Genomic DNA, 23,337 nt, shown 5'->3' with positions numbered 1-23,337 from the left:
GCTGACCACCTTCCCGACTACCCGGTCGGGCAAGGGACGACAACGCCGATAACCGGGCGGAACGACAACCGAGACGGAGTGCCGATGAGCAAGTCCACCCCAGATCCCCGTGACTTCCTCGATGTCGATGGGCAGCTCACCGACGAGGAGCGCGACGTGCGCGACCTGGTGCGACGCTTCGCGGCCGATCGCCTCACCCCGAATGTGGCCCAGTGGTACGAGAGCGGACGGCTGCCGATCGAGCTCGCCAAGGAGTTCGGCGAACTCGGGCTGCTCGGCATGCACCTGAGCGGCTACGGCTGCACCGGGGCGAGTGCGACCGCCTACGGCTTGGCCTGCCGCGAGCTGGAGGCCGTGGACTCCGGGTTGCGCAGTTTCGTCTCGGTGCAGGGCTCGTTGGCGATGTTCGCCATTCACAACTGGGGATCCGAGGAGCAGAAGCAGACCTGGTTGCCCCGGATGGCCGCAGGGGAGGCGATCGGCTGCTTCGGGTTGACCGAGTCCGATGCGGGATCCGATCCCGGTTCGATGCGAACCAGGGCCCGCCGGGACGGCTCGGACTGGGTACTCGACGGCAGCAAGATGTGGATCACCAACGGAACCCTGGCCGATGTCGCGGTGGTCTGGGCAGGCACCGAGGAGGGCATCCGGGGCTTCGTGGTGCCGACCGACACCCCCGGCTTCACCGCCAACGAGGTGCACGGGAAGTTGTCGCTACGGGCCTCGGTGACCGCAGAGCTGGTCTTCGAGGGACTCCGGCTGCCCGCCGACGCGGTGTTCCCCGAGGTGATCGGGCTGCGGGGCCCGTTGAGCTGCCTGAACGAGGCCAGGTACGGAATCGCCTGGGGTGCGGCGGGAGCCGCGCGCGCCTGCTACCAGGCCGCGCTGGACTACAGCCTCACCCGCGAACAGTTCGGCAAGCCGATCGCCGCGTTCCAGCTCACCCAACGCAAGCTCGCCGACATGCTGGTGGCCTCGGATCGCGCCGCGCTGGTCGCTCTGCACCTGGGCAGGCTCAAGGACTCTGGCACGCTGCACCACACCCAGGTCAGCTTCGGCAAGCTCGCCAACGTCTCGGAGGCGTTGACGGTGGCCCGCACCGCGCGCGGTGTCCTCGGGGCGAACGGCATCACCGGCGAGTACCCCGTGATGCGGCATGCGGCCAACCTGGAGACGGTGGTGACCTACGAGGGCACCGAGGAGATGCACGCGTTGTCCCTTGGCGCGGCGGTCACCGGTATCCCGGCCTTCCGCTGAGTCTCGTCGGCTGCGGGGTCGACGTGTGCCTACGTCGGTCCCGCAGCTCAACGCTGTTGCGGGTCGGGTGGTCTGCTGATGCCCCGCATCGGAATCGGCCAGGACAGGATCATCGTGCTGGCGGTCTCGCCGTACTCCCAGAGCCGTTCCAGCAGTCGTTCCAATGCGGCGATATCGCGGGTGACCACGTGCACCAGGGAGCAGATGTCACCGGTGATGCGCAGGACGCCCCGCACCTCGGGCCAATCGCTGATCTGCTCGGGACGCAGGGTGATGCACCGGGGTCCGTAGCACTTCATCTGCACCAGTGCCTGCACGCCGAGGCCCGCGCGCGGCGGGTCGACCTCGGCGCGGTAACCGGTGATCACCGCCGCCTCCTCGAGTCGCCGAACCCTGGTGGCGACGGTCGGCGCCGAGACTCCGACCTGCCTGGCCAATTCGTTGAACGAGATGCGGGCGTCGGCCTGCAGGTGGTGCAGCAGTTCCCAGTCCAGATCGTCCAGCTCCATCGGCGAGCCCCCGTGTCTCGAACCAAAGAATGATCTTGCTGTGGGCCGTCCGGCCGACGTTCTCACGATCGTAAAGCGGAACCGGCCGATCGCTGACGAATTCCAAATCGGACAGGGAGATCGCAGGCCATCGACCATTCCGATGGCCCAGGACAACCGGCAGGATCGACAACAGTTGCCGAGCCGACCTGCCGGGAGGTGTTTCGACCATGGAGGCATCCCCAGACCCGACCACCGAGCCTCATTGCGTATTCGACACGAGTACGCCCTACGACGACTACATCAGAGCCGATGCGCTGACCCGGCTGGCCCGCCCGAGAACCGATGATCCGGCCGAGCTGGCATTCTTGATCAGCAGTCAGGTGATGGAACTCTGGTTCACGCTGCTGATCCACGAGTGGCGGACCGCCGTGCGGCTACTCGCCGAGGACGACCTGCCGGGCGCGATGACGGCGTTGCGTCGCAGTCTGCCGACGCTCTCGGCGCTCAACGCCGCCTGGCAGCCGATCGCGCGGCTGACTCCGGCGCAGTTCGACTCCTACCGCCCCGCCCTTGGCAAGGGTTCCGGCTTCCAGTCCGCGCGGTACCGGGAGCTGGAGTTCCTGCTCGGCGAGAAGTCGGCGAACATGCTCAAACCGCACGAGGGCACACCGAGGGCCCATGCCGAGCTGACCGAGGCATTGCTGGCGCCGAGTCTCCACGACGCCGCCGTGGACTTCGTGCAGCGCAAGAGCGCACCGCTGCCCCAGCCCACCAGGGAACGCGATCGAACCCACAGCCATCCGGCGGATCCGGCGATCGAGCAGCTGTGGCGGCGGGTGTACAACGGAGACGATCGGGAGCTGATCGAACTCGGCGAGGTGCTCACCGACATCGCCGAGGGGTTCTGGCGATGGCGCTCCGATCACCTGATGGCGACCCGACGTGCGATGGGCAGCAAGCCGGGCACCGGTGGTTCGGCCGGTGTCACCTGGCTGGAGCGTCGCGCTGCGCGGTTGGTGTTCCCCGAGCTGTGGACGGTGCGAACCGATGGCTGATCTGGATGGCACGACGAGTTCCGACCTCGCCGCGTTGACCGCCAGGGCACGGCAGGCCGACGCAGCCGATCCGCTGGCCGCCGTTCGCGACCGATTCACCCTTCCCGATGGCCTCGTCTATCTGGACGGCAACTCGCTCGGTGCGCTGCCGACCGCGGTCCGACCGCGTATCGATGCATTGCTCGATCAGGAGTGGGGCCGGGGGCTCATCTCCTCGTGGTGGGACGCCGATTGGTGGCGGGCACCGCAACGGGTCGGGGATTTGATCGCGCCGTTGCTGGGTGCGGCCGAGGGCCAGGTGGTGGTGGGCGATTCCACCAGCGTCAACGTGTTCCGCGCGGTCGTCTCGGCCTGGCGGTTGGCCAATGCCGACGATCCCGGACGCACCGAGATCGTCGTCGACGACACGACCTTCCCCACCGACGGCTATCTCGCGGCCTCCGCCGCCCGACTACTCGGCGCCTCCATCCGACGACGACTGCTGACCGAGTCGGACGCCTTCGACGCGCACACCGCCGTGGTGCTGGCCAATCACGTCGATTACCGCACCGGCCGACTCTGGGATCTGCCCGAGATCACCGCACGGGCCCACCACGCGGGGGCCAGGGTGGTGTGGGACCTCTCGCACAGTGCGGGTGCGATGCCGATCGACCTCGACCGGCACGGCGTGGACCTCGCGGTGGGCTGCGGGTACAAGTTCCTCAACGGCGGACCGGGAGCGCCTGCCTACCTCTACGTGCGGTCGGAGTTGCAGGACCGGTTGGAGCAGCCGCTGCCCGGCTGGTCCTCGCATGCGGAGCCGTTCGCGATGGAGGCGGAGTACCGCCCGGCGTCGGGCATCGTCCGGGCCAGGGGCGGCACCCCCGAGATCCTCTCGCTGCTGGCCTTGGAGGCCGCGCTGACGGTCTGGGAGGGCGTCGAGATAACGCAGGTGCGAGCCAAGAGCCTGGCCCTTACCGACTTCTTCCTGGACTGCGTCGACGCCCTCGTGGAACCGGGTCGCTTCGGCTGTCTCACCCCCCGCGACGACGATCGGGGCAGCCAGGTGTCCCTGACCGCCTCGGATGCCGCCGAGTTGGTGCCCCTGCTCGCCCGACACCAGGTCGTCGGGGATCACCGACCACCGGATGTTCTGCGGTTCGGGTTCGCCCCGTTGTATGTCGGATTCGCCGAGGTGCTGCGGGCGGCTCAGGTGTTGGCCGAGGTGTCCCGGCGGCCACACCACTGAGGCGACGGGCTTGGTCAGCCCGCGCGGCGCTGGGCCGACTGCCCACGCATCTGCCTGCGGGCATTGCGCTTTCGCCGCTGTTGAGAGCCGGTGGGGCGCTTGGACTGGTCGGTGTTGTCGTCCCGTTCCTCGGCCGCAGCAGTGTTCTCGGCCACCGACTCAGGGTCCTGGCCGCCGCTCGCGGTCGCTGTCGAGGGCTTCGGTTGTGCCGTCGGTTCGGTCGCCTGCCTGCCCGTCGCCTCGCCGGCCGGGGACGTGCTCTTCTCATCCGCAGCCGGGTCGGCACCCGCGTCGCGGGCCGCTCGCCAGGCAGGCGGGGGCTCGGCGGCTGTCTCGATGCTGCGCGTCGCCGCCCGCAATGCCTCCTGCGCATCGCTGATACGAGTGAGCGCCCATTGCTGGTGATCGTGCAATTCACCGCTGCGACGGTCGAGATCGGCAATCCGATTCGCCGCGTATTCGTCGGTTTCCCGGACCCGTTGGGCACACTCGCGATTAACCTCGGCCTCACGTTCCGCAAGGTTTCTGGCGGCCTCGGACCGGCGCGCCGACATCGCGAGTTCGAAATCCTTTTCCACTTGTTTACGCCGCGTTTTCCCTGCGGCATCAATTCGGGTGACTCGCTCGGTCGCCTCTCGCACCAAACGGTCGGCTTCTTTCTTCGCGTCGACCAGTCGTTGCGCGGTCTCCGCCTCCCTGGCCGCATACCGCTGCTCGTACTGTGCGGTCAGCGCCTCCTCGCGCGCCCGGAAGTCGGCGGTGAGCTTTCGCTGGAGTTCCTCCTGCTCGGCGACCAGGCCCTCATACCGGCCCTTCAGCTCGCCGATCTCGGCATCGACCGAGGCCCGGACGTTTCTGGCGTACTCGGCGGCCTGCGACTTCAACGCCTCGGCCTCGTCCTCGGCCAGCGCGAGCATGTGCTGCAGACGCTCGCTCAAACCCGTGGTGGTCAGGGGAGCATGAGACAGCCGACCGAGCTGGGTCCGGGTCCGTTCAAGCTCGCTGCGGGTCTGTTCGAGCACGAACTGAACCTCGGCGCATTGCGATAACGCGGCGTCCCGATCCTGGGTCACCGTCTCCAGGTCGTTATCCATGGCTTGCAGATATTCGGCGACCTGAGCTCGGTTGTAACCCCGATAGACGACGTCGAAAGACAAGCGGAGCGGGATCAGCTCGTTATCTTCGTCACGCGCCATTGCGTAATCGTAACACCGTGCGCATTCACCCGACTGCGACCCATGGCGGCCGAATAAATACCCTCTGTAACATCGCCGAGGCGGCGGCCGCCGAGGGCCCAGCCTGCCCGCATTCGGCGGCGCGCGGCACTACCAGCGCCGGAGGGCAGGTCGATCTCGCAGCGGTGATCGGCAGGACGCAGCGGGTTCGGTAGTCGGGTGGCCGAACTACGCGCAGGCCGGTGAGCGAGAACACACGGGGAACGGACCGGTGCTCGGCGCTGGCTGGACCGGGGGATCGCGCCGCAGCGCCGACCTCAGCCGTCGATCGCTTCCGACAACTGGCCGATGAGTAGTACGTACCCGTCGGGATCCACCAACCGGAACTCACCACGCGGCATGTGGTCGGGATGGCTCAGCGGCCCCGGTGCGAGCCCTGCGGCCGTCAGCCTGTTCCGCAGCGCGACGACGTCGGTGACGTGCAGGTAGAACAGCACGCCTTGACGGTGCGGATCGACGAGGTCGTCGGCTTGGGCGATCATCAGCATGGCCGAACCCGCCGCCAGCAATGCCCACACGGTCCGGCCCGTCCGTTCGACCGACTCCACCGAGGTCAGTCCCACCGCCTGGTAGAAGGCAGTCGAACGGCCGAGGTCCCGAACATGGGCGTAGGGGACGAAGGAGACGACCTCGGACACGTCGTGAACCCTACGGTCGAACACCGACGATCGCGCCATCGTTGCGGATGAATCCCTCGCTCGCGGATCGTCGAACGGAGTAGACGTCGGCTAGTGCGAATGGACTATCGACCCGTATTCGGTGTTCGGTCGCCGAACCGTTGCTCTGTCAGGAAATCGACTACGAGATCGGCCACCAGAACAGGATTCTCCAGGACCATGCCATGTCCTGCGTCGATCTCCAGCACCCGGAACGCCGGATTCTCCGCCGAAGGTAACGCCAGGTCGCGGCGTAATCCACTGCGGTGCGCATCGGCCAGCCGAGCGAGATTCGCGGGTAGGCCCGGCATGTTCCGTCCGGCGAGCACCAGCAGGAACGGGCTCCGGACCGCCCGGAGAACCGGTAGCGCGTCGCGAAATTCGGGCGATCGACGCACCGTCCCGGCGAGTTCGGCACTCGGCTTGCTGACGAACCCATCGTCCTGGGCTCGCAGCGAACGCAGGTGAGAATCGACCACCATCTGGACCGGCCAACCCATCGCCTCCGCCGCCGCGCGTTGCGCGCGCACCAGCTCGTCCGCTTGGGCCGCGGTCAGCTGCCGACCCATACCCGCGAACTGGGCGTCGAAGATCGCGTTGAGTTCGGCGAGAGCTTCGGTCAGCTCGGCAGGCTCGATGTCCGCGTAGTGCTCCGGGTCGGTCGCGGCGGACCGGTGCCCATCCAAGCTGATCGCTGCGGGACAGTCCGGGTGCCGCCGCGCCCAACAGGCCGCCACCATGCCGCCGAGCGAATGGCCGACCACGGCGGGCCGGTGGAGTCCGAGCGCGCCGATCACCGCTTCGAGGTCGTCGAGGACGGCATCCCAGTCCCAGGCTGCATCATCGGAGGCGCCGTGTCCGCGAAGATCGACCGTGACGACCCGATAGCGATCCGCCAGCAGTCCGACGATGGGCTCCCAGGTCAGGAGATTCCCGCCGAGACCGTGGAGCAACAGGATCGGCGGCCGAGCACCGCCGTGGTCACGGACGACCAGCGAACCGCCGATGACCTTGTCCAACACCGCATCAGACATGGACATCGCCCGCCTGCGTGCGGTGCAGCCCCTGAAGCCTGGCCCGGATCGACTCCGTCACGACGCCACCATCCGGATGCCCGACCAATTTCCCGCGTTTGACGAGATCGTGGACCCCCTGCCGCGTGATGCCCAGCATCGAGCCCGCGACCGCAGCGGAGACCTTGGCCGCCCCGGGGTGCCCCAGACGCCGGACGGTCACCGCGCCCAACGGGGTCCGCCACCAGGTCGCAGGCGGATCGAATGCGACGTCTCCCGGATACAGCGCGGCGATCAACTTCGCGAGGAGGCCGACGGCCAGTTGGTCGTCCGGCCCCAGGAGCTGCGCGGCCCACACCTCGGCGTCGACTCGCAACCGCTCGCGGAGATCGGTATCCGCCGTAGGGAGGAGAAGCTCCACGGGATCGAGAAGTCGGGTCTCGACGAGTCTGCGGAGGTCCTCCCGCAACTCGACATGTTCGGTCGTTGTCGACATGGCCGGTCCGCACCTCTCCCGCAACAAGTAACTTTACAAGAAACGTAAAGCACTTTACGGAAGTCGTCAAGTAGCGATGCGGCCTCGGATCCGGGGCGACGTCGCAGGAAGACCGCCCCGAATCCGCCGTCGATCCGGTTGGCCGCGCGCTTCAGCCCGCAACCAGCGGGAAAGTCGCCAGCGACCGCCAGGAATCCGGCTCGTAGGCACCGGCCATCAGCCGCACCTCGTCGACGTGCGCGGCGATCGGCAGCTCGCCCTCGATCTCCTCGGCGACCCGCACCAGGGTCGGCAGGTCGGCGAGTTGCGCATCGCCGACGGTCAGGTGCGGGACCGGCTCGTGGACACCCGCATAGGGCTGCTGCAGCGGGAAACGCTCCCATACCGCGCTGGTCAGCGCCCGAAATGCACTGTCCGGCTCCGGGCGGAGCCACACCAGGTGCTCGCCGAACCACGCGACCTCGGTGAACACGGTGTCGAAGGCGGCGAACCCTGCGAGCACCTCCCCGATCGCCTGTACTGCGGCATCGTCGATCTCGTCCGGAGGAAGGAAGGGATAGAGGACCGTGACATGCGCCGGAACCCCACCGACCGCGGAACGATCCAGGGTGCGTCGATGGCGGCCCACCGCAGGCTCCGCCGAGGGAATCGGAACGATCAAAGCGCTCCTGGTCAACGCGGGTGCCGGATCGGAGAGAATTTCGGTCATGGCTTGAATGATCCCAAGGCCGGACGAGCTGCGGCACATCTCATCGTCGAGGACGACCGTGTCGCGAGTCGATGACCGACCCGATATGGTCCCGTACCGCATCGGCGAACCGACCGGCTCTTGAACCCGCTGGGCGTACCATCGCGCGGTGCCTGCACCGGGATGCTTCGAGGAGTCGACAGCCGAGGTCACCCGGCTGCGCCCCGGCCGGTCACGACTCCGGGCGACACATCGCGATGCCTGCGCTATCCGCCCGATCGACCGGACGACAGGGCATCGACGGATCGAACACCACCGCCGGACTGCGAAAACGGCCCTACAACACCGAACCGACCCTTGACCGTTGGCGACCGAGAAGTATACCGAGCCGAGCCGAGCCGAGCCGAGCCGAGCCGAGCCGAGCCGAGCCGAGCCGAGCCGAGCCGAGCCGAGCCGAGCCGAGCCGAGCCGAGCCGAGCCGAGCCGAGCCGAGCCGAGCCGAGCCGAGCCGAGCCGAGCCGAGCCGAGCCGAGCCGAGCCGAGCCGAGCCGAGCCGAGCCGAGCCGAGCCGAGCCGAGCCGAGCCGAGCCGAGCCGAGCCGAGCCGAGCCGAGCCGAGCCGAGCCGAGCCGAGCCGAGCCGAGCCGAGCCGAGCCTGGCGCACGGTCGACTACCGCCGCCGAGTCCTGGTTGTCGGCCGTACCGTCACCACGCTCACCCGGCTGTTGGATGTGCTCGCGCTGTTGCAGGAGGATCACCGGATCGCGGTGACCTTCACCTTCGATGCCTCGCACACCGCCATCCTCGCTGCGGGACTGCCGGAGTTCCTCTCCTCGCTGGAGGTGACGGTGCTCCCGTGGGAAACGGCTGTCCGCCATCGATTCGATCTGGCCTTGGCCGCCAGCGAGAACGACCGGTTACCCGAACTCGACGCTCCGATCGTCCTGTTCCCCCACGGCATCGGATATCAGAAGTTCTACCCGGGCTCCGAGATCGTCGCCGGGATGAATCCCGATCGGCTACTGCATGGTGGCCGAGTCGTGCCTGCCGCGATCGCCGTATCGCACCCTGATCAACGACGCCAACTCGCCGCGAGCTGCCCGCCTGCGGCCGAGAAATCCGTGGTCGTCGGCGATCCATGTCTGGATCGATTACAGGCGGGCACACACTTGAACAGGCAGTATCGGCGCGCGCTCGGCGCACAGGACACCACGTTGGTGGTGCTTGCCTCTACCTGGGGGCCGCGTTCGCTGCTCGGTAGCGATCCGGAACTACCGCAACGGATGGTGGAAGCCCTTCCCGTCGATGAGTACCGGGTCGCCGTCGTGTTGCATCCGGGCATCTGGTCGGCGCATGGTCCGTGGCAGGTACGGGCCTGGTTGTCCCGGGCGACCGAGGCGGGACTGGTGATCATCCCGCCGCAGGAGGGCTGGCGTGGCGCGGTGGCGGCGGCCGACTGTGTGGTCTCCGATGAGGGGTCCTTGGCGTTGTACGCGGCGGCGCTGGACCGCCCGCTGCTGATCGCCGGGGAACCGAGTGCCGCAACGGTGCCGGGTTCACCGCTGGCCGGACTGATCGACGATGCCGATCGACTACACCGGACGGCGGATTTGCGCGACCAGCTCGACGCGAGCGTGCGCAATCACGTGTCCGGACGGCATCGGTCGACGGTGGCCGCCGCAGTGGCATACCGAGGTGAGTCCGCCGGTCTGATCCGCGAACTCCTGTATCGGCTGATGAATCTGCCAGAGCCCGCCCAGCCCGCGGTGTTCGCTCCACCGCCGCCACCGGCCACGACGCACCGGCCGGTAGCGGTCTCGGTGGTCGGCGCGCAATGCACGCCGGAGGACGTGACGATCCGCCGCTTCGCCGCCGGGGCTGCCGGTTTCGCACCGCACCGGGAACTCGATCACCGACACGTCCTGGCGGATCTGGATTCGGCATCCCGGGCGGCGTTGGAGTCGGCGACGATCCTGACGACGCGGCTCCTGCCGGACGAACGCTGGCGTTTTCCCGACATCTCAATCGAGGCGCTATACCGCTGGCCACACGCCCGACTGGTCGCTGCCGGCGTCGGCCGCCGCACCTGTCTGGTGCGTTTCCGCGACGGTTTCACGGCGACCGTTTCCGTCGAACGGACCAGGATCGACCTCGACCCGTTGCTGCTCGCCTCGCTGCTCTATGTGCGCCGCAGGCATACCGATGTGCCGTCGACCGGGGCCGACCGACTGCGGATCGGCGCCCACACCGTCGAGGTCTCGGTCAAGGCCGGGGAAGTCGACTGAGCTTGGCGAGGAAGATCGACGCCTTGGGATGGCCGGTCGCGTGGCAGCCTTCGACAAGCCTGCCCCACAGCGAGCGCGCCGACCCGTAATCGCCTGCGTGGAATGCGATCTCCGCGTCGATGTCGGACAACTCCATGTCGTACTGCGTCGCGCCCTGCGCATTGACCAAGGTCCGCGCCGCCACCACGTTGGAATGCGCGGAACCCAGATCGCCCAACGTCACGTAGACCTTGGCGCGCGCCGTGTGGACCCGGGCGAGATTCCGGTCATCGCTGGTGTGTTCCAACGCCTCGGCCAGCAATGACAGCGCTGCCGTGGTCTCGCCGGCCTTGGCGAACAGGTTGGCCAGCATCCTGCTGTGCAGGCCGCGTGCTCGACTCGCCTCCGTCCGACGATCGATCTCCAAGGCGGTGGACATCGCGGTGATCGCCTCGGAGTAGTCGGGCCGATCGGCGCGGTCGGCCCGCTCTTCCTCAAGCCTGCTGCGAAACTCCAGAACCGAGGATTCCGACTGCGGGTCGTCCACTCCGGCCAGCAGCTGGGATGCGGTGGTCAACTCGCGCTGCGCGTCGCCGAACTGATGCAGCTGGGTACTGACCCGACCCTGCATGGCGTGCAATCGTGCACGTAGCTCGGCCCGTCCGAGTATCGAGGCGCTGCGCAGGCCCCATTCGTTGGCGTCGGCGAACAACCGATGGTGGCCACGATGGAGCAGCAGCACCTCGAGGACGCCACACAATTGGCAGACTTCCTCGTGCAGACCGCGTTGGTGGGCCTGCCGAACCAGCTCGGCCAACATCATGCGTTCGGCGTCAAGCCAGTCGATGGGCCGCTGTCCCCCTGGCGAGGACCAGGGCGACACGGACCTCGGCGCGTAACGACGCAGCCGCCCTTCGTTGTTGCGACCGGGCGCGTTCCTGTCGCCTGCCAGGTCGGCAGCGACCGCGTGGTCGCAGTAATAGGCCAGCACTCGGACGAAGGCAGCATCCCGGTCGATACCGTCCTGCTCGGCTCGGTCCGTGGCATACCAGCGACACAGGTGGTGCAGTCGCTGTCGTCCGGTGGCCACCGGCGTCAGGAAACCGACGTCCTGAAGTTCGCCGAGCGCCTTCCGCGTTTCGGATTCCGAGCGGCCGATCAATGCGGCCGCGCTGCCCACGGTGAACTCCCCGCCAGGATGCTCGGCCAGCAGCAGACAAGCCGAGAAGGCAGATTCGGACAGCAACCCGAAGCTCCGCGTCAGACAGTCCTCGATCAGCTTGCCGATATCGCGGACTCCGCCCGCTCGCAGCTCCGCCAACAAATCTGCCACGGGCTGCGCTTCGCCGGACCGGCGGCGCAGGCTCACCCCGACCTGAGTGATCGCGAACGGCAGGAAATCGCAGAGAGCCAGCAGATTCTCCGTGGCGGCTGGTTCCGCCTGAAGCATCTCGGGACCGCATCCGGCGGCCAACAGCTCCCATGCCCCAGACGGATCGAGTCCGGCCAGCTCGAAACACCTGTTGCCGTTGAATCGCACCCGGAAGTCATCATCGAGCTTGCGCGTGGTCACCAACACCAGCGTGTCGGGGGAACTCGGCAACAGCGGTTCGATCTCGGCCGCGCTCAAGGCGTTCTCCAGCACCAGCACGAAGCGGTTGCGGGCGGTGACGCGGCGGTACTGCTCCTGGATTCCCGCCGTGGTGGCGTCGACTCCGCCGATTCCCAGGTCGCGCAGGATCTTCTGCTGGATCTCCGCGAAGGGAAGGAGATCGCCCCGCCGCTTGTCGTCGAGATCGGCGTACACCGCAGTGGGAAAACGGTCCCGCACATCGTCGACCAGCTGATACACCAACGCAGTCTTGCCGATGCCATGCTGACCGGCGAAGACGAGAATCCCGGTTGCAGGCAAGGCTTCGCGCACGCCATCGCGATCGAAGAACGGACCGGTGTGCGCCCCGGGAAGCGGTGCGGTCTCGATCCGCTCCACCGACGAGTGCAGTGCCTTCGCCAGCTCGATCGCCCATTCCGGATCCTGCCTGGCCCGTTCGGCCAGCAGCGAATTGAGCAGCTCGGGATCCTTCGGCAGCGACCCGAGCTTGCGCGCAACGAGCTCACCCAAGCGGTTGGCGCCCGTCAGACCGGCGCCAAGCAGCTTGACCGCTAGGTAACTGGCGGCCTCGGTCGCCACCGCATCCGTGTCGACGAGCACGACCGTCTCCCCTCGAAGGCGTAGATCAACACCACAGTAGCAACCAGCAGTACCGAAACTACCGACAGTGACACAATCCAGCCGGGTAATCCGTTCGAACGAACGCCCGTGGCGACGCTTCAGCCCGTGGAAGGCGGGCACAACCGCGTGTATGGTGTCGCCGTCGCGTGTCGCGCGCCCGGAGGACGGCGTCGGCATGGAGGCACCGGAACCGAGGAGTTCACCATGACTCGCTCACTCCGCCCTCGTGACTGAGGGCCACACAGATCATCACGGGGCACGATCCCGACTCATCGCGCTAGGCGACGAGATGCAACGCATCCACAACTGGCTTCGCTCCGAGGTAGCGGCTCTCCGCGACGGAACCAGCCCGACCGATGCACGATCACTCGGCGCACATTGCCTGGCGTTCTGCTCCGTCTTGACCAACCATCACACCGCCGAGGATCGCGGCGTTTTCCCGGCATTGGCCGAGCGGCATCCCGAGCTACGCGAGGTGCTGCAAGGTCTCAGCCAAGATCACTCGATGATCGGCACGATGCTCGCCAAGGTGGAGCGCATCGGCCGCGAATTGATCGACGAGCCCGACGAATCGCGGGCGACCGCTCTCCGGTCCGAACTGGACGGGATCTCGATCGTGATGGAGTCGCATTTCTCCTGGGAGGAACGTCGTATCCTCGCCGCGCTCGACGACTTCGGTGACGAGCTCAGCCAGGTAGGCAAGGACGCCAGCACCAAGACCCTGCTCGGCGTCGATCCGCCTGCCCTATGACCGTAGCTTCGCCGCGTCGAAGAATGACTGCGGCGGGAAAACGACCCATAAACGTCCACCTGTCCATCCCTCAAACGGTGGACACCGGCTCTGATCAGGTCTTTTGTGGGCCGCCCGGGGCTCGAACCCGGAACCTACTGATTAAAAGTCAGCAGCTCTACCGATTGAGCTAACGGCCCTCCGGGCCAGTCTAACCGGCCGGGGTGGATCTCCCGTCAAGCCGGGTCCGCCTGTTTGATGGCGGGCCCGGCGATCGCGGCCGGTCGAGCCGCCCGGGTGATGGTGCCGCGTCGCCGATCCGACAACACCGCACCTCGCCGGGCGAACTCGTTGCGGCATACCGCGATGTCAGTCGAAGTCTTCCGGCAGCCTCGCATCGTCGGCGGCGGGCACGTCACGCAACTCCGGCCCGGTGTAATCGGCGAGGAGCGGCCGGGGGATCGGGCCCTTGATCCGGGCGCCGGACTGCTTCTCCTCCCAGGCGTGGGCCATGATGCCGACCGACCGGGACAGCACGAACAAGGCGCGACCCAACTCCGGCTCGAAGCCGAGTTCGGCGTAGATCAGCGCCGTGGCCCCGTCGATGTTCATCGGCACCGGCTTGGCACGGCCCTGTGCCAATTGGGCTTCCAGTTCGAGCCCGATGGCCAGGTAGTCACCGCTGACCAACCCGTCCTGCACCGCCTGTTGCAGCAGCCCGATCAGCGGATCACGCCTCGGGTCGCGGGGGTGGAATCGGTGGCCGAAGCCGGGAACATGTCGGCGCGCCGCCTTGTGTTCGGCGAGGGTCTGCTCGACGGTCTCGGCGATCGACGCACCGTCGGCGACGCGATCCCGGATCGCAGCCAGTACCTGCATGCACTGCTGACCCGCACCGCCGTGGACGTCTCCGAGCAGGTTGACGCCCGTCGCGATCGCGTTGTTCAGGCCGACACCGCAGGTCGCGGCCATCCGGGCCGCCGCGATCGAGGGAGCTTGCGGGCCGTGGTCGACGGCCGAGACCAGCGCGGCCTCCAGCAAGCGTCCGCGTGCCCGATCCGGGAGTTCGCCGGTCAGCATCAGCCAGACCATCTCGGCGAAACCCGCCCGGCCGATGAGCTGCTCGATGGGGTAGCCGTGGAAGGCGATCTCCCCGGGACGAATCCGAGAGATATCCGTGGCCCACCAGCCGGTGACCAGGTCCTGATCGATCAGTTCGCCCTGCTGCCCGGTCATACCGCGCCTTCCTCGATCAACTCGCGAATCTGGGCTTCGTCGTAGCCGAGCTCGGTCAACAGAACGCGGGTGTGTTCGCCTAGCAACGGCGGCGAGGCGGCAGGCGTGCTGGCGGCTCCGTCGACCCGTACCCCGTTTCCGAGCACCCGTACCGACCGCTTCGTGTCGCCGGGGAAAGGCAGCTCGTGGACGAATTCGCGCTCGGTGATCTGGTCGAGCGACAGGGCATCGGCCACGTCGAGCACCCGCGCCGCAGGCACTCCCGCCTCGGACAACCGGTCTTCCCAGTGCACGGCGGGCTTGGTGCGCAGTGCGCTCTCCAGCTCGTCGCGCAGGGCGATCCGGTTGGTCTTGCGATCCTCGCGGCGAACGAACCTCGGGTCTACGGCTAGGTCCGGCCTGCCCACGACCTCGCACACCGCAAGGAACTGTTCCTGCTTGTTCGCCGCGATATTGAGGTCGCCGTCGGCGGTTTGAAAGGTCCCGGACGGCGCGGCGGTGGCGTTCTCGTTGCCCATCGGAACCGGTTCGCGGCCTGCGATCAAGTGGTTGGAGGCCGCCCAGCCCAGGGCGGTGATCGCACTTTCCAACATCGATACGTCCAGTTGGGCGCCCACTCCGGTGCGGGAGGCCCGCACGAGCGCGGCGGATACCGCCATCGCGGCGGCGAGGCCACCCAGGGTGTCGCCCACCGGATAACCGGCTCGAATCGGTGCGGTCTCCAGCGATCCGGTCACGCTCATCATCCCGGAGAGGCCCTGAATGATCTGGTCGTAGGCGGGACGGGCTCGCAGCGGGCCGGTCTGGCCGAAGCCCGAGATCGCGCAATAGACGAGCCTGGGATTCAGTTCGCGCAGTCTGGCCCAGGAGAAACCGAGCCGTTCGAGCACTCCGGGTCGGAAGCTCTCCACCAGGACGTCGGCGGCCGCGACCAGTTTCGCGAAGACCTCTCTGCCGCGCTCGGTCTTCAGGTTGACGGTGATCGACCGCTTACCGGCGTTCTGGGCGAGGAAGGACGCGCCGAGCAGTTCCTCGTTGAGTGCCGCGTCCGCACCGAGCTGCCGGGCCAGGTCGCCGCTGCCGGGCACCTCGACCTTGATGACGTCCGCGCCGAACAACCCGAGCTGGTAACCGGCGTACGGACCGGCAAGCACATTGCTCAGATCCAGCACCCGGACCCCGGCGAGCAGTCCGCCGGTCGGTTCCGCCGATTCCGAGGTAGTCATACACCGACCTTCCACACCGCAGATGAACCAACTAGCGGATCGACCGTACCACTGCATGGTTCAAATTCGGATCGCCTGCTCGGACGGTGGGGCCGTCGACACGGAGTGCGACGACCCCACCGGGCTCACGCCTTCTCGCGCAGGTGCTTACGGATCTTGTTGACCACCATGAAGACGACCGCGATGGCCAACAGCGAATACAGGGCCACCGCGATCGGGCTGTCGAAGAGGATCCCGACATCGCCCTCACTGACCGCCAACGCCCGCCGCAGCTCGGTCTCGGCCAACGGGCCGAGGATCACGGCGATCAGCACCGGCGCCACCGGCAGGCCATGTCGCCGCATCATGAACCCGACCAAACCGATGATCAACAACAGGATCAGGTCGGCGATCGACGAGCTGGTCGCGTAGACACCCAACCCGCAGAACACCGAGATGCCCGCATACAGATAGTGCTTGGGGATCAACAGCAGCTTCGCCCACAGCGGCGCGAAGGGCAGGTTGAGGATCAACAGCACGATCATGCCGACGAACAGCGAGGCCAGCAGCGTCCACACCAGATCGGCGTTGCGATCGAACAGCAGCGGGCCGGGCTGCATGCCGTACTGCTGGAACGCGGCGAGCATGATCGCCGCCGTCGCCGAGGTGGGCAGACCGAGCGCCAGCAGGGCGCCCATCGCACTACCGGCGGTCGCGTTGCCCGCCGCCTCCGGGGCCGCGACGCCCTGAATCGCGCCCTTGCCGAACATCGGATTCTTCCGCCGTGCGTCCAGCCGCCGCTCGGTTCCGTAGGCCAGGAAGGTCGGAATCTCCGAGCCACCGACCGGGATGACGCCGAAGGGCACACCGAAGCCCGCGCCCCGCAGCCAGGCAGGCCAAGCCTTGCGGACGTCGGACTTCTTCAGCCAGGGCCTGCCCGTGAAGGTGCTCTGCACGGGATCGGGATCTCGGTGTATTCGGGAGGCGACGTGCAGTACCTCACCGAGTGCCAACAGGCCGACGGTGATCACCACGATGGCCACGCCGTCGAACAGCTGTGGCAGACCGAGGGTGAACCGTGAGGCACCGGACGGCCCGTCGATGCCGATCATCGCCAACGCCAGTCCGATGGCCAACGCCGCCAGGCCCTTGACCACCGAGTCCGCCACCACGGTCGCCGTCGCGACGAAGGCGAACATCGCGAGCGCGAAGTACTCGGCCGGGCCGAAGAGGCTGGCCAGGTCGGCGAGCCTCGGTGCGAAGAACACCACCAGGGTGGTGGCGATGATGCCGCCGATGAAGGCGCCGATCGCCGAGGTGGCCAGCGCCTGCGGGGCCCGACCCGCCTTGGCCATTCGATGGCCTTCGATGGTGGTGGCGATCGCCGAGCTGTTGCCCGGGGTATTGAGCAGGATGCCCGTGGTCGAGTCGCCGAAGAGTCCGCCGTAATAGACGCCGGCGAACATGATGAAGGCGCCGACCGGATCCAGGCTGAAGGTGACCGGCAGCAGCAGCGCCACCGCCATCGCGGATCCCAGGCCCGGCAGGACACCGACGGCGGTACCCAATACCGCGCCGACGACCACCCAGAGCAGGTTGATCGGGGTCAGCGCATTCGCGAAGCCGCCGAGGAGCAGTTCGATTGACTCCATCAGAAGATGCCTCCAAGGATGCCCGGCGGGAGGTTGAGACCGAGGCCGCCGGAGAAGGCGAGCTGAACGATCGCGGAGACCAGGAGGGCCACGCTGACGTCGAACAACGGCCGCCGACCGTCGAGCGCGTAGGAGACTCCCCAGAACAGCAGGGCACCCGAGATCAGCCAGCCCAACGGGGTCAGCAGCACGGTGAAAGCAACGAAGGCGGCGACCACGATGCCCACGGCCCGCCAGTCGGTGTAGGTGCGGTAGTCGGTGCCCGCCTTGGCGGCATCGCTCTGCTTCGGCCCGGCGGACGCCGCATCCTCGGCGGCCTGCGCCGAGTCCACGTCCTCCCCCGCGTGCACGAGTTCCTCGGCCACCGTTTCCGGTGCGGCCCCCGGAGGCGAGGGGAATCGGATGACCTGCACGGCCATCGCCACCGCCAGGAGGTAGGTCAGCCCCGTGACGATGACCGGGAAGAACTTCGGCCCTGGTGAGCTGACATTGGCCGGGACCTCCATCGTGATCGTGCCGTGGGTGAGGAACACGGCCAACGCGAGAAGGAGGAGGGAGACGACGAGGCCGCTGCGGCCGGTCCAGAAGGACGGCCGGGAGCCCGTGTCGACGGTATCGGTATTCACAGTCCAAGCTCCTCGATGACCTGCTTGATCCTGGCCGTGTCCTCGGCGAGGAAGTCGTCGAGCTCCTCGCCGGTCAGGAACGCCTCGTCCCAGCGGTTGCGTTCCAGCGTGTCCCGCCATTCGGGGGTGGAGGTCATCTCGGTGACGATCGCCTCGAGTTCGGCCACCGCCTCATCGCTCAGTCCGGGCGGCGCCACCACGCCGCGCCAGTTGGGCAGGTCGACGTTCACGCCCTGCTCGATGAAGGTCGGGACGTCGATGCCCTCGATCGGTTCTGTTGCCGAGACAGCCAACGCCCGCAGGTTGCCCGCTTCGATCTGGTCGGAGAAGTCGTTGTAGCCGCTGATGCCCGCGACGACGGTGTGCGAGAGCAACGAGGTCATCACCTCGCCACCACCCGCATAGGCGATGTAGTTCAGCTCGCGTGGATCGATGCCGGACTCCTGTGCGATCAAACCGCCCAGCAGGTGGTCCGTGCCGCCGAGTGCCCCGCCGCCGATTGCCAGCCCGTGCGGGTTCTCCTGCCAGTCGGCCAGGAAGTCGTCGAGCGTCTCGTACGGCGAGTCCGCCGGAACGACCAGCACCTCGTAGTCGTTGGCCAAACGGGCGATCGGCGTGACGTCGTCGAGCGAGTGCTCGGCGTTGTTCGCCTCGATGCCGCCGATCATGACCGTGCCGGTCACCATCAGCAGGGTCTCGTCGCCGGAGCGGCCGACGGTCTGGCTGAGTCCGATGGTGCCGCCCGCGCCCGGAACGTTGACCACCTGCGCGTTGTTGACGATCCCGGAGGAGCGCAAGACCTGCTGCGATTCGCGGGCTGCGAGGTCCCAGCCGCCGCCCGGTGCGGCGGGGGCCATCAGCGTCAGTTTGTTCCGCGCATCGGCACCTGCCGTGTTGCTACCGGCGTCTATGCCCGCGAGCGCCACCGCGGTGACGACGAGGACACCGTAGAGACCGGTGACAAGCGGTCGCTTGGGCCGCATGTCGTACTCCTTCCTGCTGCGAAAGGGCCAAGGCATCGTTGGGTTTCGGCCCTACCGAGGCGCGGGTGGCGGGTGGCCGCTTCCCTGAAAGCGATCCGCCAGGCGGCTCGGTCGTGCCACCATAAGGGCCAATATGAGACCTGGGCTACACCCTCGACGCTGCTTTTCGGAAACGATCCGAACAAAGGCGCCTTGAACTGGGGTTTTCCGCCGAAAGGATCATGGAGGACGGCTCGTTGCGGCCTGGTAACGCCGCGAGGTTCGACCGCATAGCGGTACATCAAGACCGAATTTGATCGAGCGCACGCCTTGACCAGCGGAGCGGACCAGCGGCCCGCGCCCCGGCTCGCTCTCCGGCATGAAGTCGACCTTTTCCAGGGGTAACACGGCAGAAAGCGCCTCGGTGACCGCCGGCGAGCCCTCGACAGCGAGCATCCTTCGGTGCGATCCTCGCCACACGAATGGCCACCCCAACATCAAGAATGACCCGCCTGGCGGTTTACTTGTTCCGCAGAGCAGTTCATGATAGGACTTGATCCGGTTTGATGCCGGGAGGCCGAGCAGGTGAGCACCCGAGGAGACGTCGGAATGAGCGGAGACAGCGAACGGCAGAACTCCGAGGCGGCGAACGCCCGGGCCACCGTTGATGACGGGCAGTCCGACGGCCGCATCCGCAGTGTGGTGCGGGCCGTGGAGATCCTCGCGAAATTCGACGAGGACACGTTGAGCTGGACGGTCAGCGACCTCGCCAGGGCCACCGGTCTACCGAAGACCACGCTCGTCAGGATGGTCGACACGCTCGAACAGACCGGGATGCTGTGGATGCGGCCGGATGGCCAGGTCACGGTCGGCGCGGGCCTGCTGCGTTGGGCGAAGCTCGCCAGGGCTGCCTGGGAGTTGCCCGCCCCCGTGCTGGACGCGATGCGCGGACTGGCCGACGAGTGCGGCGAGACCACCAGCTTCTATGTGCGCCAGGGCCCGTTCCGCGTCTGCGTGGCCCAACAGGAGGGCCGCCAATCGCTTCGCCAGGTGGTGCGGGTCGGCGACAAACTGCCGATGTGGGCAGGCGCGTCCAGCAAATTGCTGTTGACCGCCGCCTCCGACGAGGACGTCGCCGAGATCGCCGCCAGCTCCCCCTACGGCCCCGGCTACACCCCGCAGCTGCTGGCCGAGGTCGAGAAGATCAGGGCCGCAGGCCACGTCGTGACCCACGGCGAACGGGAGAACGGCGTATCGGGCATCGCGGCGCCCATCCGGGGCGGCACCGGCGATCTGATCGCTGCCCTCGCTCTGGGAGGGCCGACGGCCCGGTTCACTCCAGACCGGATTCCCAAGCTGGTCACCGCCGTCACCGCAGCCGCGAACTGGGTCTCCAGCCTGCGGCTGGCCGCCACCTTCCCGCCGCCGGAGAACTCCTGATCGACCAGGCCGTACCAGCGCCGATCGAGCCACCTCGGTTCTGGCGGTGCTGCGCGGGCGAGCAACGCCGAATCGAAAGGCAGCCGAGATGACGCTTCTGCCCACGGGCCAGGACGCCCCCGACCTCGACGAATCCCCCGTTCCCAACCCCGCGACCCTGGCCGCGCTGGCCGAGATCGCCACCGCGACGGTCGGGGATGCGATGGGGCGCTTCGGGATCCTGCACTCCCGGATCCAGAGCATCTGGCCGGGTGCCAAGCTCGCGGGCCGGGCCTTCACGGTGTGGACCAGGGGCGGCGACAACCTTTACATCCACCGGGCCCTCGACCTCGCCTTTCCCGGCGATGTCATCGTGGTCAACGGCTTCTCCGACGACACCAGGGCGTTGATCGGCGAGCTGATCGGGGAGAAGGCCAAGGCCCGGGGGATCGCGGGATTCGTACTGGACGGCGCGGCACGAGACGCCGCCGACCTTCAGGAGCTGGGCGTCCCGGTGTTCGCTCGCTCGATCACCCCGGCAGGCCCCTTCAAGGACGGCCCCGGCGTATTGGGCGGGACGATCGCCGTCGGTGGCGTCGCCGTCGCGCCCGGCGACATCGTTCTCGGTGACGCCGATGGTGTCGCAGTGGTGCCGCTGGCCGAAGCCGAGGCCGTCCTGGAACGGGCCAGGGCGATCCTGGTGAACGAGGAGGGCAAGCGCGCCGCCAACCAGGCGGGAAAGCCGAGGACCCGACCGTGACCGGGACCGATCTACCGTTGGTGTACGTCCCGAGGCCGGTGCACCCCGACGCCTTGGCACTGCTCGCGGAACACACCAGGGTCGTGTTGGGCAGCGGACCGGCGTCGGTGGCCTTCGACGAGGTCGCGGACGAGGTGTCGGCCGTGCTGGTGCGCACGGCCGAGTTCCGTGCGGCGCAGATCGAGTCGGCCCCCGGGCTGCGGATCATCGCTCGGCATGGCGCGGGCGCGGACAGTGTCGACGTCGACGCCGCCACCACCAGGGGGATCCCCGTCAGTGTGACCGCGGATGCCAACACCGTCGCCGTGGCCGAACACGCCATCGCGCTGCTCCTGGCGACCGCCCGTCGGGTCGCCGAGGCCGATCGAGCTATTCGACGCGGCGAGTACGCCCGGCGGACCGATCTGGTCGGCACCCAGCTCACCGGGAAGAAGCTCGGGGTCATCGGTTTCGGCCGGATCGGCCGCGAGGTGGCCAGGATCGCGGCCGAGGGCTTCCGAATGAGGGTCGTGGCCCACGACCCGTTTCTCGACGATGCGAGCATCCGGGCGGCAGGAGCGCAGCCGCTGGATCTGACCACGTTGCTCGGCGAATCCGACGCGGTCAGCCTGCATCTGCCGAAGACCCCGCAGACCACCGGATTACTCGGAGCGGTCGAGATCGATCTGCTGTCCGAGGGCTTCCTGCTGGTGAACACCTCTCGGGGCGGCATCGTGGACGAGGCTGCGCTGGCGGCGCGGCTGGCGGCGGGCACGGGCGGCGCCGGGCTCGATGTGTTCGACAACGAGCCGATCGCTGCGGACCATCCGCTGGCGACCGTGGAGCGCGCGGTGCTGACCCCGCATATCGGCGGTCAGACGGCGACGGCGATGCGGCAGGTGGCGATGGACGCCGCGCAGGCGGTCCTCGACGCGCTGGCCGGGCGACGACCGACCCATCTGGTCAACCCCGAGGTCTGGCCTGTGGCGCGCTGAGTCGGCGAGCCGGGCCTTACCCGAACACGCCCCGGCCGGTGGCACCGACAGCTGCGGTGGCCGGGCCGGGGCGGGGGGCTCACGACGCGGTCGACACCACCGGCTTGGGGCGCACCTTCTCGTGCCAGCCGAGCCCCGTGATCGCGGCGACCACCACCAGGAATCCGATCCACTGGGTCGCCGACAGGTCGACGCCGAGCAGACCGACCCCGATCAGGGCCGCCGTGGCGGGGAAGGCCAGCTCCGCCAACGTGGCGCGGGAGGCCGGGGTCGAGCGAAGCCCGACGTAGTAGATGCTCAGCGCGAGCAGTCCGGGCACGATGGCCAACAGCCCGAGCCCGAGGGCGTTGTCCCAGCCCACCGCGATCGGATCGCCCTGCACCAACAGCACCACGGTGGCGGCGGGCAGGCCGATACCGAAGCGCAGCACGGTCAGATCCCGCGCCGGGATCGAACTGCTGACCAGCCTGCCCAGCACGGTGCCCGCCGCCCACAGCACGGCGGCCCCCAATGCGAGCAGAGCCGACTGGACCGCGGTCACCTGCACGTCGAGCGGGTTCGCGAAGCTCAGCAGCCAGGCGCCGATCAGGGCGGGCACCGCGAAGAGCCAGTACGTCCGCCGGACTCGTTCGCCGAGCAGCCAATAGGCGGCCAGGATCGCGAACAGCGGCTGAAGTTTCTGCAGCACCAGCGGCGTGACCGCGTCGCCGACGGCGAACGAGGCGGTGAACAGGGCCGTCGCCACCGCGGAGGAGCCCACGCCGATGACCAACACCGCCAACCGCTCCCGCCAACCACATGCGGCGAGGGCTCGGAGCGCACTGGGGAGGAAGGGCAGCATCACCAGGACGATGATCAGGTGTTCCCAGAACACCACCGAACCGGCGGGCAACGCCTCCGCCAGCGGCTGCCGCAATAGTCCGTCGGTGCCCCATAACGCCGCCGCGCAGGCGACCAACCACGTCCGGTCGGCGGTGGTTCCCGCCGCGCCGTTCATGCCGCTTCCATTCACTCCAACAAGCTAATCCTGTCGGACCGTGCCGATCCTGGTTCGCAGCGGCCAAGAGCCGAGGTCATCAGCACTGGATGACGGTTCTCGGGCCCGCCCGAACGCCCCGTCGCAGGTCATGAGCGGACGGGTGACGCAATGGCGACGCA

At 67.9% G+C, this 23,337-nt stretch carries 21 protein-coding genes and 1 tRNA gene; 8 read left to right on the top strand and 14 right to left on the bottom strand.

Annotation, left to right across the window (positions count from 1 at the left end):
- Window positions 1–84 precede the first annotated feature (84 nt).
- Window positions 85–1,257, top strand: coding sequence for an acyl-CoA dehydrogenase family protein (locus BKA25_RS01500; RefSeq protein WP_069852727.1), 1,173 nt, complete (start codon window positions 85–87; stop codon window positions 1,255–1,257).
- Between the two features lie 47 nt (window positions 1,258–1,304).
- On the opposite strand, the gene BKA25_RS01495 is transcribed toward BKA25_RS01500, so the two are convergent.
- Window positions 1,305–1,766 carry an Lrp/AsnC family transcriptional regulator gene (locus BKA25_RS01495; RefSeq protein WP_216637767.1) on the bottom strand — a complete coding sequence of 154 codons (462 nt, stop codon included), beginning with the start codon at window positions 1,764–1,766 and terminating at the stop codon, window positions 1,305–1,307.
- A gap of 209 nt (window positions 1,767–1,975) precedes the next feature.
- On the opposite strand from BKA25_RS01495, the gene BKA25_RS01490 reads away from it, so the two are divergent.
- Window positions 1,976–2,803, top strand: coding sequence for a tryptophan 2,3-dioxygenase (locus tag BKA25_RS01490; protein ID WP_069852729.1), 828 nt, complete (start codon window positions 1,976–1,978; stop codon window positions 2,801–2,803).
- Window positions 2,796–4,031 carry a kynureninase gene (gene kynU / locus BKA25_RS01485; protein ID WP_069852731.1) on the top strand — a complete coding sequence of 412 codons (1,236 nt, stop codon included), beginning with the start codon at window positions 2,796–2,798 and terminating at the stop codon, window positions 4,029–4,031. Before BKA25_RS01490 ends, kynU begins: the two co-directional genes overlap by 8 nt.
- Before the next feature lie 14 nt (window positions 4,032–4,045).
- On the opposite strand, the gene BKA25_RS01480 is transcribed toward kynU, so the two are convergent.
- From BKA25_RS01480 to BKA25_RS01460, 5 genes are all read right to left on the bottom strand, one after another.
- Window positions 4,046–5,227 carry a coiled-coil domain-containing protein gene (locus BKA25_RS01480; RefSeq protein ID WP_069852733.1) on the bottom strand — a complete coding sequence of 394 codons (1,182 nt, stop codon included), beginning with the start codon at window positions 5,225–5,227 and terminating at the stop codon, window positions 4,046–4,048.
- Window positions 5,228–5,523: 296 nt separating this feature from the next.
- Window positions 5,524–5,904 carry a VOC family protein gene (locus BKA25_RS01475; protein WP_157421310.1) on the bottom strand — a complete coding sequence of 127 codons (381 nt, stop codon included), beginning with the start codon at window positions 5,902–5,904 and terminating at the stop codon, window positions 5,524–5,526.
- Window positions 5,905–6,008: 104 nt separating this feature from the next.
- Window positions 6,009–6,962 (bottom strand): alpha/beta fold hydrolase, encoded by a 954-nt coding sequence (locus BKA25_RS01470; RefSeq protein ID WP_084643454.1) that lies wholly within the window; start codon window positions 6,960–6,962, stop codon window positions 6,009–6,011.
- On the bottom strand, window positions 6,949–7,431 hold the full coding sequence (locus tag BKA25_RS01465) for a hypothetical protein (RefSeq protein ID WP_069852738.1): 483 nt from the start codon (window positions 7,429–7,431) through the stop codon (window positions 6,949–6,951). Before BKA25_RS01465 ends, BKA25_RS01470 begins: the two co-directional genes overlap by 14 nt.
- Before the next feature lie 151 nt (window positions 7,432–7,582).
- Window positions 7,583–8,140, bottom strand: a complete 558-nt coding sequence (locus BKA25_RS01460; RefSeq protein WP_069854147.1) for a 2'-5' RNA ligase family protein — start codon at window positions 8,138–8,140, stop codon at window positions 7,583–7,585.
- A gap of 343 nt (window positions 8,141–8,483) precedes the next feature.
- On the opposite strand from BKA25_RS01460, the gene BKA25_RS01455 reads away from it, so the two are divergent.
- The gene (locus BKA25_RS01455; protein ID WP_184285071.1) at window positions 8,484–10,403 is read left to right on the top strand and encodes a hypothetical protein; all 1,920 of its coding nucleotides are present in this window, start codon (window positions 8,484–8,486) and stop codon (window positions 10,401–10,403) included.
- On the opposite strand, the gene BKA25_RS01450 is transcribed toward BKA25_RS01455, so the two are convergent.
- Window positions 10,381–12,594 carry an NB-ARC domain-containing protein gene (locus BKA25_RS01450; RefSeq protein WP_069852741.1) on the bottom strand — a complete coding sequence of 738 codons (2,214 nt, stop codon included), beginning with the start codon at window positions 12,592–12,594 and terminating at the stop codon, window positions 10,381–10,383. The two genes, BKA25_RS01455 and BKA25_RS01450, sit on opposite strands and share 23 nt — an antisense overlap.
- Before the next feature lie 310 nt (window positions 12,595–12,904).
- On the opposite strand from BKA25_RS01450, the gene BKA25_RS01445 reads away from it, so the two are divergent.
- On the top strand, window positions 12,905–13,366 hold the full coding sequence (locus BKA25_RS01445; RefSeq protein ID WP_069852743.1) for a hemerythrin domain-containing protein: 462 nt from the start codon (window positions 12,905–12,907) through the stop codon (window positions 13,364–13,366).
- 106 nt (window positions 13,367–13,472) lie between these two features.
- Here the strand turns inward: BKA25_RS01445 and BKA25_RS01440 are convergent.
- From BKA25_RS01440 to BKA25_RS01415, 6 genes are all read right to left on the bottom strand, one after another.
- Window positions 13,473–13,545, bottom strand: a tRNA-Lys gene (locus BKA25_RS01440).
- Window positions 13,546–13,714: 169 nt separating this feature from the next.
- Window positions 13,715–14,581 carry a citryl-CoA lyase gene (locus BKA25_RS01435; RefSeq protein ID WP_069852744.1) on the bottom strand — a complete coding sequence of 289 codons (867 nt, stop codon included), beginning with the start codon at window positions 14,579–14,581 and terminating at the stop codon, window positions 13,715–13,717.
- Complete coding sequence (locus tag BKA25_RS01430; protein WP_069852746.1) at window positions 14,578–15,807, bottom strand: CaiB/BaiF CoA transferase family protein; 1,230 nt, start codon at window positions 15,805–15,807, stop codon at window positions 14,578–14,580. Before BKA25_RS01430 ends, BKA25_RS01435 begins: the two co-directional genes overlap by 4 nt.
- A gap of 125 nt (window positions 15,808–15,932) precedes the next feature.
- Entirely contained in the window at window positions 15,933–17,438 is a 1,506-nt protein-coding gene (locus BKA25_RS01425; RefSeq protein ID WP_069852747.1) for a tripartite tricarboxylate transporter permease, read from the bottom strand.
- Entirely contained in the window at window positions 17,438–18,064 is a 627-nt protein-coding gene (locus tag BKA25_RS01420) for a tripartite tricarboxylate transporter TctB family protein (protein WP_069852749.1), read from the bottom strand. The genes BKA25_RS01425 and BKA25_RS01420 overlap by 1 nt, the downstream gene beginning before the upstream one ends.
- A complete protein-coding gene (locus tag BKA25_RS01415) occupies window positions 18,061–19,047 on the bottom strand; it encodes a Bug family tripartite tricarboxylate transporter substrate binding protein (protein ID WP_069852751.1) in 987 nt (328 codons plus the stop codon). The genes BKA25_RS01420 and BKA25_RS01415 overlap by 4 nt, the downstream gene beginning before the upstream one ends.
- 588 nt (window positions 19,048–19,635) lie before the next feature.
- Here BKA25_RS01415 and BKA25_RS01410 point away from each other — a divergent pair.
- From BKA25_RS01410 to BKA25_RS01400, 3 genes are all read left to right on the top strand, one after another.
- Window positions 19,636–20,466, top strand: a complete 831-nt coding sequence (locus tag BKA25_RS01410; RefSeq protein WP_069852753.1) for an IclR family transcriptional regulator — start codon at window positions 19,636–19,638, stop codon at window positions 20,464–20,466.
- 88 nt (window positions 20,467–20,554) lie between these two features.
- A complete protein-coding gene (locus BKA25_RS01405; protein WP_069852755.1) occupies window positions 20,555–21,205 on the top strand; it encodes an RraA family protein in 651 nt (216 codons plus the stop codon).
- A complete protein-coding gene (locus tag BKA25_RS01400) occupies window positions 21,202–22,179 on the top strand; it encodes a hydroxyacid dehydrogenase (protein ID WP_221312298.1) in 978 nt (325 codons plus the stop codon). Before BKA25_RS01405 ends, BKA25_RS01400 begins: the two co-directional genes overlap by 4 nt.
- A gap of 79 nt (window positions 22,180–22,258) precedes the next feature.
- Here BKA25_RS01400 and BKA25_RS01395 read toward each other — a convergent pair whose 3' ends face one another.
- Window positions 22,259–23,176 carry a DMT family transporter gene (locus BKA25_RS01395; protein WP_069852756.1) on the bottom strand — a complete coding sequence of 306 codons (918 nt, stop codon included), beginning with the start codon at window positions 23,174–23,176 and terminating at the stop codon, window positions 22,259–22,261.
- Window positions 23,177–23,337 lie beyond the last annotated feature (161 nt).

This window comes from Actinoalloteichus hymeniacidonis (genome assembly GCF_014203365.1).
Lineage (GTDB): Bacteria > Actinomycetota > Actinomycetes > Mycobacteriales > Pseudonocardiaceae > Actinoalloteichus_A > Actinoalloteichus_A hymeniacidonis.
The sequence above is the reverse complement of the archived record's forward strand: the minus strand, read 5'-3'. Positions and strand labels throughout refer to the sequence as shown.